Consider the following 13,203-nt stretch of genomic DNA (forward strand, 5'->3'; position numbering starts at 1 on the left):
CAGCGTCTAGTCCAGATCCCGGTGCAGCTGATCCCGATTGGCCAGCGTCGGGAACAGCTTCATCCAGGCGCCGGTGATGATCAGCGTGCCGACGCCGCCGATGACCACGGCCGGTACGGTGCCGAACCAGTGCGCGGTAAGGCCGGATTCGAATTCGCCGAGCTGGTTCGAGGCGCCGATGAACAGGCCGTTCACCGCGCTGACCCGGCCGCGCATGGCGTCGGGTGTTTCCAGCTGCACGAAGGCGCCGCGGATGACCATGCTGATCATGTCGGCTGCCCCCAATACCACCAGTACGCCCATTGACAGCCAGAATGAGGTGGACAGACCGAAGGCGATGGTAGCCAGGCCGAACACGCCGACCGCGGCGAACATGACGCGGCCCACCTGGCGGTTGATCGGGTAGCGTGCGAGCCAGAAGGACATCAGCAGTGCGCCGACCGCGGGCGCGGAGCGCAGCAGGCCGAGGCCTGACGGGCCGGTGAGCAGGATGTCCTTGGCGAACACCGGCAACAGGGCGGTGGCGCCACCGAGCAGCACGGCGAACATGTCCAGCGAGATGGCGCCAAAGATGTCCGGGCGGCTGCGGATGAAGCGCATCCCTGCGAGCAGGTTTTCCATGGCCGGGCCGGTCTGTTTCGGCGGCGCCGGGCGCTTGGGCAGGCTCAGCATCAGGCTGCAGGCCAGCGCGAACAGAAGCGCGACCGGGCCGTAGACCCACAAGGGGCCGATGGCGAACAGCAGGCCGCCGAGTGCCGGTGCGACGATGGTCGCCGTCTGCATCGCCGAGGACGAAGCCGCCACGGCGGCGGGAAACAGCGACGTCGGTACCAGGCTTGGCAACAACGCCTGGGTGGCCGGGCCCTCGAAGGCGCGGGCGGTGCCCAGCAGGAACGCCAGTACGAAGATCATTTCTCGCGTCACGCCCAACCCGCCGGTGCCCAGCACCAGGGCGAGGGCGATCAGGCCTTGCAGGCCTTGGCACGTCGCCGCCACGCGTCGCCGGTCGAATCGGTCGGCGACGTGGCCGGTCCAGAGGATGAACAGCAGGCGGGGGAAGAACTCCGCCAGCCCGACCAGGCCCAGGTCGAGCACGCTCCCGGTCAGTTCGTACATGTGCCAGCCGATCGCGACGGCGAGCATCTGGAAACCGCTGGCGGTGAAGACGCGGGCAAACCAGAACTTGATGAAGGGGAGTTGGTGGCGGAGCTGGAGCTTGGTGTGGGTCGACATCAGGCAGGCGCATGAAAAAAACGGGGCCGGCCAGATTAGCACGCAGCCGTCTGGCCCGGCGGTCGCGCCAGACGGCTGCGTTCGCTGTTCGCACCGAATTCAGGCGTCGGGTTTCTTGTCCGGTAGCAAACCGCGTTCGGCAAATACCGTCTTGGCTGTGATCATCCCGTTGAGCGCGGCGGGGAAGCCAGCGTAAACGGCCATCTGGATGATCACCTCGACGATCTGCTCCGGCGTGCAGCCGACGTTTAACGCGCCATGGACATGCACCGCCAGCTGCGGCTGGCAATGCCCGAGCGCTGTCAGTGCCGCGACGGTGGCAAGCTCGCGTTGCGATAGATCCAGTCCGGGGCGCTGGTAGATATCGCCAAACGGGAATTCGATGACGTAACGGCCCAGATCCGGCGCGATGGCTTGGAGGCTGTCGATGACCTTGCGGCCGGCCTCACCGTCGATCTCTTCGAGTTTGGCCAGGCCTTCGGTGTAGCGGGTGGATGCAGACATGGAGCGTTCCTCTCGATGGGGTAGAGGAAGAGGCTGCGGGTTGGAGTGGACTCCAAGTCAAGCGATCATTTGCTGGCGATACAGCTCGATTTTCGCCTGCAATGCGTTCAGGTGCTCGCGGTCGCGCTCGAGGCGATTCTGCAGTTTGATTGCATGGGCTTCAAGCAACGCCTGGCGCGCCGCTAGGGTCGACTCGCCGCGTTCACGCAGATCGGCGTAGCGAATGATGTCGTCCAGCGCCATGCCGGTATCCTTGAGGCGCAGGATGAAGCCGACCCACTCCAGATCGCGCCGGCCATAGACCCGAAAGCCGCTGGCGTCACGGGCGACATGGCGCAGCAGGCCGATCTTTTCGTAATAGCGCAGGGTGTCGGCAGAGAGCCCGGTTCGACTCGCGAACTGCTGGATGCTCAGCCGAACCGGCGCCTCGCTCATGGCTTGATGGCTCTGAGGATGACGAACTTGGGCGTCGCCGCGACCTGCTCGACCTTGCCGAACAGGCGCTTGAGTTTGAGGTGATAACCCAGGTGGCGGTTGCCGACGATCCACAGCTCGCCGCCTTGGCTGAGCGCCGCCTTGGCCTGGGTGAACATGCGCCAGGCCAGAAAGTCGCCCACGACCTGTTGCTGGTGAAAGGGTGGGTTGCACAGGACCAGGTCCAGCGAGGCTGGCGGCTGATCGGCCAGGCCGTCAGCGGCGCGGATATCCGCCAGGCGGTCGCCGTGGATCGTCTGCCAGTTTTCCCGAGCCGATTGCACCGCCATGTAGCTCTCGTCGACGAGGGTCAGCGCCGCCTGCGGATTGCTCAGCGCATACACAATGCCGAGCACGCCGTTGCCGCAGCCCAGGTCCGCCACGCGCAGGTTGCCGAGCGCGCGGGGCAGGTGTGGCAGAAAAGCCCGGGTGCCGATGTCGAGCCCTTCGCGGCAGAACAGGTTGGCGTGGTTGACCAGCTCGATGGCAGGTTGATCCAGGCGGTAGCGGGTCGGATAGGGCGAGGTGGCGGCGGGCCTGTCGCATGGCGTGGCGAACAGCAGCCGCGCTTTTTTCACCGCCAGCGAGGCCTGCACCGGCCCGATGTACTTCTCCAGCAGCTCACCAGCAGCCCGGGGCAGGTGCTTGACCATGGCTGCGGCGATGACCTCTGCGCCCGGCGCAAGCTGGCCGTGGAGGCGAATCAACTGTTCTTCGAGCAGGGCGAGGGTCTTGGGCACGCGGATCAGCACCCGGTCGAACGGGCCGTGCGCCGATTCGCTGGCCGGCACGAAGGTGACGGCGTCGGCTGGAAGCCCGTTGCGCTGCAGATTCTTTTGCAGCGCGAGGTGCGCCAGGTGCGAGTCGCCACTGCTGATCACCCGGGCCCGCTGTGCCAGCGAACAGGCCAGTGCGCCGAAGCCGTCATTGAGGATCAGGATACGGGCACCGGCCGGTAGCGCCTTCTCATGCAGGTGAGCCAGCAGGTATTCATCGGCCGCATCGAAGGCCTGCAGTGGCTCGTTCGGCTGTTCAGGCTGACGGATCAGATCGAGGCGGGCGTAGGGTGATTCGAGAATAGGCATGAGAACTGGCGGTGTTTATCGGCGTCGGAAAGGAGTATCAAGGTCTAGGCCGTGGAAAAACCATCTGCGTTGGCAAGACGGCACTTGGAACAGCCTCGGAGCGCCTGCTCGCGCGAGCCCGGGCTGCTGCTTCGGCTGTTTCTGTGTCGTCTTGCCTGCCTCGCCCATGTTTTTCCACGGCCTGGGCAACTGGAGCGTCCAGGTTCGAAGGGGAGCGAAGTATGACCGCCAGCGAAGAGAAGTTCACCCGTCAGCGCCTGCTCGAGGTGCAGACGCTGACGCCCAGCCTGTTCACCCTGCGCACCACGCGTGATCCCGGCTTCCGGTTCACCGCCGGCCAGTTCGCCCGGCTCGGTGTGCGCAAGGCCAGCGGCAGTATCGTCTGGCGTGCTTATTCGATGGTCTCCGCACCGCATGACGAGTTCCTCGATTTCTTTTCCATCGTAGTGCCGGGTGGCGAGTTCACCAGCGAGCTGAGCCGGCTTGCACCTGGCGATGAACTGCTGGTGGACAAACAGGCCTTTGGTTTTCTCACGCTTGATCGCTTCGTCGACGGCCGCGATCTCTGGCTGCTGGGCACCGGCACGGGGATCGCGCCGTTCCTGTCGATCCTGCAGGACTTCGAGGTCTGGCAGCGCTTCGAGCGGATCATTCTGGTCTACAGTGCGCGCACCGCCTCGGAGTTGGCCTACCAGGCGCTGATCCGCGAGCTGCCGGAACGCGAATACCTCGAGGGGCTGGGCTCGAAGCTGACCTACCTGCCCGTGGTCACCCGCGAGCAGGTGCCCGGCGCGTTGAACGGTCGGATCACCACCCTGATCGAGAACGGCGAGCTGGAGCGCGCTGCCGGCCTGGCGCTCGAGCCTGAGCATTCGCGGATCATGCTTTGCGGCAACCCGCAGATGATCGAGGATACCCGAGCCCTGCTCAAGGCGCGCGACCTCAACCTGAGCCTGACACGTCGCCCCGGTCAGGTGGCGGTCGAAAATTACTGGTAGGACGGAGGTCGAGCCCTGTGCCGATGGATGAGCCCAGCGCCAGGTCCGTTGTAGCGCAGCGCGACGCACGCGAGTCGGCCCCGGCGTGACTAGTCAGCCAAGCGCGAGGCGTCAATCGGCTCGCTCGTAGCGATTGCGGCCATTGCGCTTGGCGCGCAGCAGGGCTGTGTCGGCGCGGTTGATGGCGCTCGAGTAGCTTTCCCCGATACCCAACTCGGCGAGCCCCAGGCTTACCGTGACCGCGAGGGTCTTGTCGCGAATGTGAACGCGCAGCGCCTCCACCGCCTGGCGAAGGCGCTCGAGCACCAGAATCGCGTTATCGGTCGAGGTTTCCGGCATCACGATCAGAAACTCCTCACCGCCCCATCGGCCGCACAGATCATGCTCGCGAATCTGTGCCTCCATCACCTGAACGACCTCGATCAGCACGCTGTCGCCAATCTCGTGGCCGTGGTCGTCATTGACGACTTTGAAGTAGTCGATGTCGACGATGGCAACGCATAACGGCCGCTCGTACCGTCGGGCCCGTTCGGTTTCCTCGCGCAGGCGTTCGGTGAGCAGGCGACGATTCGCGATGCCGGTGAGCGCGTCGTGGGTCGAGGCTTCCCTGAGCGCGATGTTCAGGTCGTGCATCATCATCTGGTAGCGGTCGGAAATACGGGCCACTTTTTCCAGTTGGCGCAGCTGCTTGTCGAAGCGGGCCGAGAGCGTCAGCTCGCGGTCACGCGCGATGCTCTGATAGCCATCGGAGACACGCGCGATACGCTCGATACGGTTGAGCAGATTGTGGTGCGCCTCCCACAACTGGCTCAGTGTCTCGTGCAGCGGATGGCCCTGGTGTGCGGGGTCGGCCAGCGACTCCACCACTTGGGCTTCCAGCGGATTATGGCCGCGCATAGGGCACCTACCGGTCGTCGCCAAGGATCATGAAGGGGAAACTGCAGTCTTCCTTGAATTCTTCGGCCAGTTCCATCACCCGCTCGTTGCGGCGGTCGTAATGCCAGTTGACCGAAACCGCCTGGCCGGCCTGATGGGCCGCCTCGAGCAGGTCGAAGATGTCCATCATGGCCTTGATGCTGCTGGTGTTGAGGTATAGCAGGTGCAGCTCCAGGCGTAGCGGACGGCCCGCCTCGGCGAGATAGCGCTCGATCCACTCGATGACCTGGTGGAAGAGTTCGTAGGAATTTTCCGGATAGGAGTCGCCCTGCATGGCGAGCACGCCGTTTTCCCAGTCGGAATCGATGGCCGGTGAAGACTGGGTGCCGACGATGGAGAAATCATTCATGTGCATTTGGCTCTTGTCTGTCAGATGACCGCGCTGAGGCTGATGAACGAGCGGCCGTTGGCGACGGGTTGCAACGAGGCTTTCAGCGGTTCGCTGGACTTGCGGGCGATGTCGATCAGGCCCAGGCCGGCGCCCGTTACCGTGTTGTCTTCGCGCGGTTTGCGCAATTGTTCTTTGTACCTGGCCTTGAGCTGTGCCTTGTCCAGGTTGGCGAGCTCCTCGATGGCCGCGATCAGCGCCTCGCCGTCGGCCGTCTCGATCAGGTTGCCGGCCGATACCACGTAGCGGCCGTCGGCATCGTTGCGCGCCACGACCACCGTGGCGCCCGCTTCCTGGTCGGCCCAGTTTCGGACCTTGGCGTAGTGGCGGATGTTCTGCGTCATTTCGATGTAGACGGCAAACACGTCCATGGCCGAGGACGGGTTGGCGTGGTCGGCGGCCAGATAGTTGCGCAGCGCGTTGCCAATCTCCTCGATCAGGCTGCGCGAGATCGGGCCGTTGAAGCAGAGCATGATCTGCTGTCTGTTGTAGCTTTCGCGCATGGCGAACAGGTCAAGGGTTTCCATGGGGCAACTCGACTCCGGTGGATGGTGCTCAATCGAAACGGAAACACAGCAGGGTGATGTCGTCGCGCTGCGGATAATCACCCTGGTATTCGGCCAGGGTGGCCTGGAAGGCTGCGCCCTGCTCGGCCAGTGGCAGACGCGCATGGCGCAGGATCATCTCGGCGAAGCGACGATTGCCGAAGCCGTAGCCTAGCTCACCGCCGGCCTGGTCGAGGAACCCGTCGGTGGCGAGGTAGAACGTACGGCCGGGCTTGAGCTCGATTTCGGCGTTGCGGTACTCGCCGAGGCGCCGGTCGCCGATGGCCCTGCGCCCGGCCGGCAGCTCGTCGAGCGTCTCGCCGTCGCTGAAATAAAGCGCGATCTTGGCGCCGGCGTAGATCACGCGGCGACGCTCGAAATCGACGTAGGCCAGGCCGACATCCATGTTCGTCGCCAGCGCATGCTGGGTGCTGTCGGCATGCAACATGCGACGAACGATGCCGTCGGTCCGGCTGAGGATCGCGGCGGGGTCATGCAGGCCGGCATCGGCGATCGCCTGTTCGATCGCGGCGTGGGCGAGCATGGTCATCAGCGCCCCCGGCACGCCATGGCCGGCGCAGTCGACCACGCCGAGCAGGCAACCCTGGGAAGTGGCGCGATAGACGTAGAAGTCGCCACCCACCACGTCGCGCGGGTGCCAGAGCACGGCATGGCGCTCGTCGAGGTCGGCCAGCAGTTGGAGCTTGGGCAGGATGGCGTGCTGGATCAGGCTGGCGTAATCGATGGAGTCGTCGATCTTCTTGTGTGCCGCGGCCATTTCGCGATTGGCCTGCTCGAGTGCGCGCGTTCGTTCCTGCACGCGACTTTCCAGTTCGCTGGTGTGGTTGCCGATGGTCTGCGCCATGCGGCGGAAGGCCGCGCTGAGCTCACCGATCTCGTCGTTGCGGTCGAGGGGAAGGGGGGTGTTGTACTGTCCGGCCGCGATGGCCTGGGCGCTCTTGCGCAGCTGACGAAGCGGGCGCAGGACGCGACGATCGACCAGCCAGGCGCCGGCGAGGATCAGGGCCACGAAGAGCAGGGCGACGGCGGTCAGCGCCGGCAGCAGCGGCCGGAGTTCGATCACCTGGGCGGTGCGCAGGTCCACCGCGCTGGCGACGAACCACTGGAGTTCGGGGATCCAGGTCAGGGCGAGCAGACGCGGCTCGCCGTCGAGCTTCACCGGCAGGGTTGGCGTCTCGCCGGGATGCTCGCGACCATAGGCCATCAGCTCACGCAGATCGGTGGCTTGCTCGATGTCATCCAGCAGCCCGAGCACGTTGGTGGCCAGCGAGCGACCTTGCGAGGTTTCGGCGTTGAGCGTCACCAGGGACTGGTCCGGGTGGATCAGGATCGAGCCATGGCCATCGAGAACCATGGATTCCACGCCAGTCTTGTCGACTTCGATGAAATCCTCGATGAACGCCTTCAGGCTGATGCCGGAACCGACGATACCGAGCGGGCGCGATCCGTCACGCACGACAACATTGAACCAGATCTTCAGATCGCCGGTGACGGCCGACCGATCGACATTCAGGTGGTAGGGCGCCTCGGAGCGGAGCGTGGCGTAGAACCACTCGTCTTCGGCGGCGTCGGGTGCCATTTCGTAGCGTGGCGCCTGGCTGGGGACCTGTTTGTCGCCGTTGGAGTAATAGCGGTTGCTCGCCGCGGAGGCGGCAAAGTAGGAATGGTCACTCAGGGCACGCTGGTAACCTTCGGCTTCGAGGAAGAACAGCTCGCGCCTGGGGACATCCTCTTCGTCGAGCAGCCAGGTGCGGGTGATCTGCGATTCGGCCAGCCGCTGGGCCAGCGCCAGTTCCCGGGTGACGGGGGCGAAGAGCCGCTCGCGGTTGAGCTGCACCACATTGCGCGCATAGGCCTCACCGAAGCGCTGCTGGATGCCTGTCAGGGCTTCGCGTCCGACCAGCGCCATCACGCCGATCGCGAGGCAGAAGGTCAGCAACAACGCGAGCAAGGATTTTCCACGTAACCCCAGGGCTGCCATGTGCGGTTTCCATTCCTTTCATCGCCATGTCGCTACCAATGGCCGCAAGGTGCGTGCCAGATCCAGGCGCGCGATTATCCGCGATCGGGTCACGTGCCACCAGTGGCGGGTCGTCACGCAAAAACGGAGCCTTTCGGCTCCGTCGGGTGACGCTTATTGCGCCAGTTTCTTGTATTTGACCCGGTGCGGCTGCGAGGCGGCATCACCGAGGCGCTTCTTGCGGTCGGCTTCGTACTCGGTGTAGTTGCCTTCGAAGAACACGATGTTGCCGTCGTCCTCGTAGGAGAGGATGTGCGTGGCCACGCGGTCGAGGAACCAGCGGTCGTGGGAGATCACGATGGCCGCACCGGGGAAGTCCAGCAGCGCTTCTTCCAGTGAGCGCAGGGTTTCCACGTCGAGGTCGTTGGAGGGTTCGTCGAGCAGCAGCACGTTGGCGCCTTCCTTGAGCGTCAGCGCCAGGTGCAGGCGCCCGCGCTCACCGCCGGAAAGGTCCTTGACGAACTTCTGCTGGTCGCCGCCCTTGAAGTTGAAGCGCCCAACATAGGTGCGGGACGGGACCTCGTAGGTGCCGATGCGGATCATGTCGGCGCCGTCGGACACCGCTTCCCAGACCGTCTTGCTGCCGTCGAGATCTTCGCGGCCCTGGTCGACGCAGGCGACCTGAACGGTTTCACCGATCTCGATGCTGCCCGAGTCCGGCTGTTCCTTGCCCATGATCATGCGGAACAGGGTGGACTTGCCCGCGCCGTTGCCGCCGATGACGCCGACGATGGCGCCCTTGGGCATGCTGAAGGACAGGTCTTCGATCAGAACGCGATCGCCGTAGCCCTTGGTGACGTTCTTGAAGTCGATCACCTTGTCGCCCAGGCGCGGGCCGGCGGGGATATAGATTTCATTGGTTTCGCTGCGCTTCTGGAATTCCTGCGACTGCAGTTCCTCGAAGCGTTGCAGGCGCGCCTTGGACTTCGCCTGGCGGGCCTTGGCGCCCTTGCGTACCCACTCCAGCTCTTCCTTCATGGCCTTTTCATGGGCCGATTGCTGCTTGGATTCCTGAGCCAGACGCGCGGACTTGGCTTCCAGCCAGCCGGAATAGTTGCCCTCGTAGGGGATGCCCTGGCCACGGTCAAGCTCGAGAATCCAGCCGGCGACGTTGTCGAGGAAGTAGCGGTCGTGGGTGATCGCCACGACGGTGCCGGTGAAGTCGTGAAGGAAATGTTCCAGCCAGGCCACCGAGTCGGCGTCCAGGTGGTTGGTCGGCTCGTCCAGCAGGAGCATGTCCGGCGCCGACAGCAGCAGGCGGCACAGGGCGACGCGGCGCTTCTCGCCACCGGACAGGTGCTCGACCTTCGCCTCCCACGGCGGCAGGCGCAGGGCGTCGGCAGCGACTTCCAGCTGCCGCTCGAGATTGTGGCCGTCGCTGGCCTGCAGGATGGCTTCGAGCTTGGCCTGCTCGGCGGCGAGCTTGTCGAAGTCGGCGTCGGGCTCGGCGTAGGCAGCGTAGACCTCATCCAGGCGAGCCTGCGCATGCTTGATGCCGCTGACCGCCTCTTCGACGACTTCGCGCACGGTCTTGGTCGGGTCGAGTTCAGGCTCCTGCGGCAGGTAGCCGACGTTCAGCTCGGGCATGGCGCGGGCTTCGCCGTCGAACTCCTGGTCGACGCCCGCCATGATCTTCAGCAGGGTGGACTTGCCCGAACCGTTCAAGCCGAGCACACCGATCTTGGCGCCCGGGAAGAAGGACAGGGAAATGTTCTTGAGAATCTCGCGCTTCGGCGGAACGACCTTGCTCAGCCGATGCATGGTGTAGACGTATTGAGCCATGGAGACGAATGCCCGTGACAGGAGGAATAGAGGAGGCGAATCCCGCCGCCGCGGGCGGGTCGAGCCGGATTGGCAAAACTACCGGAATGCTCAGGGCAGGGCAAACCGGCCCGTCCGACGATGCTGGCGCTTTAATGGCATTCGGGGCATGCTTGACGCCGCTCCGGCGCCGGGCCTTTGGCGTCGTACCTTGCATCCAGGGAGGGCCTCGACGTTTGGCCGGTTCAGATCCGTCTTCACTCCTACCTCTCTTTCCCGGCTGGCTCGCCCGCTGGTTGTCGCGCGTCTGCGTTCGCCTGCCCGTACCCCGGCGCCTGGCCATTCATTGGCGGGCACTTCGCTACTCGGCCGAGGCGCTGGGCGCCATCGAAGAACGCATCCTCATCAGCGATTTCGCCGGCTGCCTGCAGTTTCTCAACAGCCGGGCCGAGGCGATGTTCGGCATCGACAGCCGGCACGCTCGGCGCTATCGGCTGCAAGACCTGCTGCCGGGCCTCGACCCGTTGGCCTTCGACGCATCCAACGCCAGTGTCGACCTCTGCCTCGAGGCGGTGCGCCTGCTGCAGGACGGTGAGGACCGGCTGTTCTCCATCACCCGCCGCACGCTGCGGCTGATCGGTGCGTCGCAGCCGTCGGGCTTCGTCTGGGTGATGCGCGACATCACTCGCGAGCAGCAGGCCCAGGCGGTGCTGGTCGAGCGCGAGCGGTTCTGGTCCGAGGTGCTGCGTGCCGTACCGGATACCCTTTACGTGCAGGATCTGTCGACCGAGAAGCTGCTGTTCGGCAACAGCAACCTCGCCGCCCGCCTGGGCTACAGCGAGGAGGAGCGAGGCGGCGACGGCAACCTGTTCTGGCGGCGCATCAGCCACCCTGATGACCAGGAATACATCTGGCGGCTGCTGGCGCTGCGTGGCTCCATGCGCGACGGCACCGTGCAGGAGGCACTGCTGCGCTGGCGCCACCGCAACGGCAAGTGGCACTGGTTCAGCGTGACCGAGCAGGTGCTTGCACGCGACGAGCAGGGGCGGGTGCAGCGGCTGATCGGCGTGGCGCGAGATGTCACGGCCAACATCGAACACAGCCATTCGCTGCGTGACAGCGAGCGGCGCTACCGCATGCTCGCCGGCAGCCTGCGCGATCTGATCTTCACCACCGACAGCTCGGTGCGCATCGACTATGTCAGTCCATCTGTGCAGACCATGCTCGGCTACAGTCCGGAATGGGCTGCTCGCCACGGGCTCGATGGCGTCGTGACCAAGCCGCGCCAGGCCGCGCGCTTCTACGATCTGATGCGCCGTGTGCGCAAGGCCTCGGCCAACCCCCTGGCCCTGGCCGAACTGGGGCACAGCCTGCAAGGCCAGACGCTTCATTTCGACTGCCGCGCCGCCGATGGTCGAACGGTCGCGATCGAGCTGCGCATCATGCTCATCTGGGACGAGAACAACCGTTTCGATGGGGCATTGTGCATCGGCCGCGACATCAGCGAGCAGCGCCAGGCGGAGAAGGAGCTGCGTCGGGCGGCGACAGTGTTCGACCATTCCACTGCCGCCATCGTGGTGACCGACCCCGGCGGGCGCATCGTGCAGGTCAATGCGGCCTTCGAGCGCATTACCGGCTTCAGAGGCGACGCCGTCTACGGCCAGCTGCCCATGGTGCTCAGCGCGGATCGCCAGCAGGCCAACCAGATGGATTACGTGCACAGCCAGGTGATCCAGACCGGCAGCTGGGAGGGGGAGTTCTGGCTCAAGCGCAAGGGGGGCGAAACCTACCCCTGCTGGGTGGGTATCACCGCGGTGCGCGACGCCGAAGATGAGCTGGTCAGCTATGTCTGCTTCTTCAGCGACATGAGCGAGCGCAAGGCCAGCGAGAAGCGTATCCATCGCCTGGCCTATTACGACAGCCTGACCCAACTGCCCAACCGCACGCTGTTCCAGGATCGCCTGCACGGCAGCCTGCAGCTGGCGACGCGACGGGGCGGCTGGGTGGTGTTGATGTTCCTCGACCTGGATCGCTTCAAGCCGATCAACGATTCGCTCGGGCACGCCGCTGGTGATCGCATGCTCAAGGACGTGGCCGTGCGCCTGGCGTCGTGCGTCGAGGAGGACGACACCGTTGCGCGCATGGGCGGCGATGAGTTCACGCTGCTGCTGCATCCCGGTGGGGATCGCGACGAGGCGCTGACCCGCGCGATCCACGTGGCCGAACGGATTCTGGCGAGCCTTGCCGAGCCCTTCGTGCTGTCCGGGCGCGAATTCTTCGTTACCGCCAGCATTGGCATCGCGCTGAGTCCGCAGGACGGCAACGACCTGAGTCAGTTGATGAAGAACGCCGATACCGCCATGTACCACGCCAAGGAGCGCGGCAAGAACAACTTCCAGTTCTACCAGGCCGAGATGAATGCCAGTGCGCTGGAGCGCCTGGAGCTGGAAAGCGATCTGCGCCACGCGCTGGAGCAGCGACAGTTCGTGCTGCACTACCAGCCGCAGTTCCTCGCCGACGGCCATACCCTGACGGGAGTCGAGGCCCTGCTGCGCTGGCAACATCCGCGGCGCGGCCTGGTGCCGCCCGGCGCTTTCATTCCGGCACTGGAAGAGCTCGGGTTGGTGGTCGATGTCGGGGACTGGGTGCTGGCCGAGGCGTGTCGTCAGCTCATGGCCTGGGAGGGCGAAGGGCTCCATGTACCGAAAGTCTCGGTGAACCTGTCGGCCCGGCAGTTCGCGGACGGGCGTCTCGCCCAACGCATTTCGGCAATCTTGGCATCAAGTGGCATTGCACCGAACCGCCTTGAGCTGGAGCTAACCGAGAGCATTCTGATGCAGGACGTGGCGGAGGCCATGCGCATCCTCGACTCGCTCAAGCAGCTCGGGCCCTCGATCGCCATCGATGATTTCGGCACCGGCTATTCCTCCCTGAACTACCTCAAACAGTTTCCCATCGACGTGCTGAAGATCGACCGCAGCTTCGTCGACGGGTTGCCCGAGGGCGAGCAGGACGCGCAGATTGCCCGGGCGATCATTGCCATGGCGCACAGCCTCAGGCTCTCGGTCATCGCCGAAGGTGTCGAGACCCAGGCGCAGCTGGACTTCCTCCAGGCGCATGGCTGCGATGAAGTACAGGGCTTTCTGCTCGGTCGTCCCATGGCAGCGGACCGGCTAGCCGAGCGCGAGGCCTGATCGGTCGATCGAGCTTTGCTTGCTCGCTCGCGTCTTACCCAGCT

Annotated in this window: 10 protein-coding genes and 1 pseudogene; 2 read left to right on the plus strand and 9 right to left on the minus strand. The window is 64.9% G+C overall.

The window, feature by feature from the left end:
* Positions 1-6: 6 nt before the first annotated feature.
* From MST27_RS09915 to MST27_RS09930, 4 genes are all read right to left on the minus strand, one after another.
* Complete coding sequence (locus tag MST27_RS09915) at positions 7-1,233, minus strand: MFS transporter (protein ID WP_243605803.1); 1,227 nt, start codon at positions 1,231-1,233, stop codon at positions 7-9.
* Between the two features lie 99 nt (positions 1,234-1,332).
* Positions 1,333-1,737: a carboxymuconolactone decarboxylase family protein gene (locus MST27_RS09920; protein WP_243605804.1), complete on the minus strand. Its 405-nt coding sequence runs from the start codon at positions 1,735-1,737 to the stop codon at positions 1,333-1,335.
* A 57-nt stretch (positions 1,738-1,794) separates the two neighbouring features.
* Positions 1,795-2,172, minus strand: a complete 378-nt coding sequence (locus tag MST27_RS09925) for a MerR family transcriptional regulator (protein ID WP_243605805.1) — start codon at positions 2,170-2,172, stop codon at positions 1,795-1,797.
* Entirely contained in the window at positions 2,169-3,296 is a 1,128-nt protein-coding gene (locus tag MST27_RS09930) for a methyltransferase (RefSeq protein WP_243605806.1), read from the minus strand. Before MST27_RS09930 ends, MST27_RS09925 begins: the two co-directional genes overlap by 4 nt.
* Before the next feature lie 221 nt (positions 3,297-3,517).
* Here MST27_RS09930 and MST27_RS09935 point away from each other — a divergent pair, with 221 nt between their 5' ends.
* A complete protein-coding gene (locus MST27_RS09935) occupies positions 3,518-4,294 on the plus strand; it encodes a ferredoxin--NADP reductase (RefSeq protein ID WP_243605807.1) in 777 nt (258 codons plus the stop codon).
* A gap of 111 nt (positions 4,295-4,405) precedes the next feature.
* On the opposite strand, the gene siaD is transcribed toward MST27_RS09935, so the two are convergent.
* From siaD to ettA, 5 genes are all read right to left on the minus strand, one after another.
* Positions 4,406-5,191 (minus strand): biofilm regulation diguanylate cyclase SiaD, encoded by a 786-nt coding sequence (siaD, locus tag MST27_RS09940; RefSeq protein WP_243605808.1) that lies wholly within the window; start codon positions 5,189-5,191, stop codon positions 4,406-4,408.
* A 7-nt stretch (positions 5,192-5,198) separates the two neighbouring features.
* Positions 5,199-5,579 (minus strand): biofilm regulation phosphoprotein SiaC, encoded by a 381-nt coding sequence (siaC, locus tag MST27_RS09945; RefSeq protein ID WP_243605809.1) that lies wholly within the window; start codon positions 5,577-5,579, stop codon positions 5,199-5,201.
* 20 nt (positions 5,580-5,599) lie between these two features.
* Entirely contained in the window at positions 5,600-6,145 is a 546-nt protein-coding gene (siaB, locus tag MST27_RS09950) for a biofilm regulation protein kinase SiaB (protein WP_243605810.1), read from the minus strand.
* A gap of 28 nt (positions 6,146-6,173) precedes the next feature.
* The gene (siaA, locus tag MST27_RS09955) at positions 6,174-8,165 is read right to left on the minus strand and encodes a biofilm regulation protein phosphatase SiaA (RefSeq protein ID WP_243605811.1); all 1,992 of its coding nucleotides are present in this window, start codon (positions 8,163-8,165) and stop codon (positions 6,174-6,176) included.
* A 153-nt stretch (positions 8,166-8,318) separates the two neighbouring features.
* The gene (gene ettA, locus MST27_RS09960) at positions 8,319-9,986 is read right to left on the minus strand and encodes an energy-dependent translational throttle protein EttA (protein ID WP_243605812.1); all 1,668 of its coding nucleotides are present in this window, start codon (positions 9,984-9,986) and stop codon (positions 8,319-8,321) included.
* 650 nt (positions 9,987-10,636) lie between these two features.
* Here ettA and MST27_RS09965 point away from each other — a divergent pair.
* Positions 10,637-13,159, plus strand: a pseudogene (locus MST27_RS09965) (sensor domain-containing protein); the annotation flags it as partial.
* Positions 13,160-13,203: the final 44 nt, after the last annotated feature.

Source organism: Stutzerimonas marianensis (genome assembly GCF_022810315.1).
In the GTDB taxonomy this organism is placed as follows: Bacteria; Pseudomonadota; Gammaproteobacteria; order Pseudomonadales; family Pseudomonadaceae; genus Stutzerimonas; species Stutzerimonas marianensis.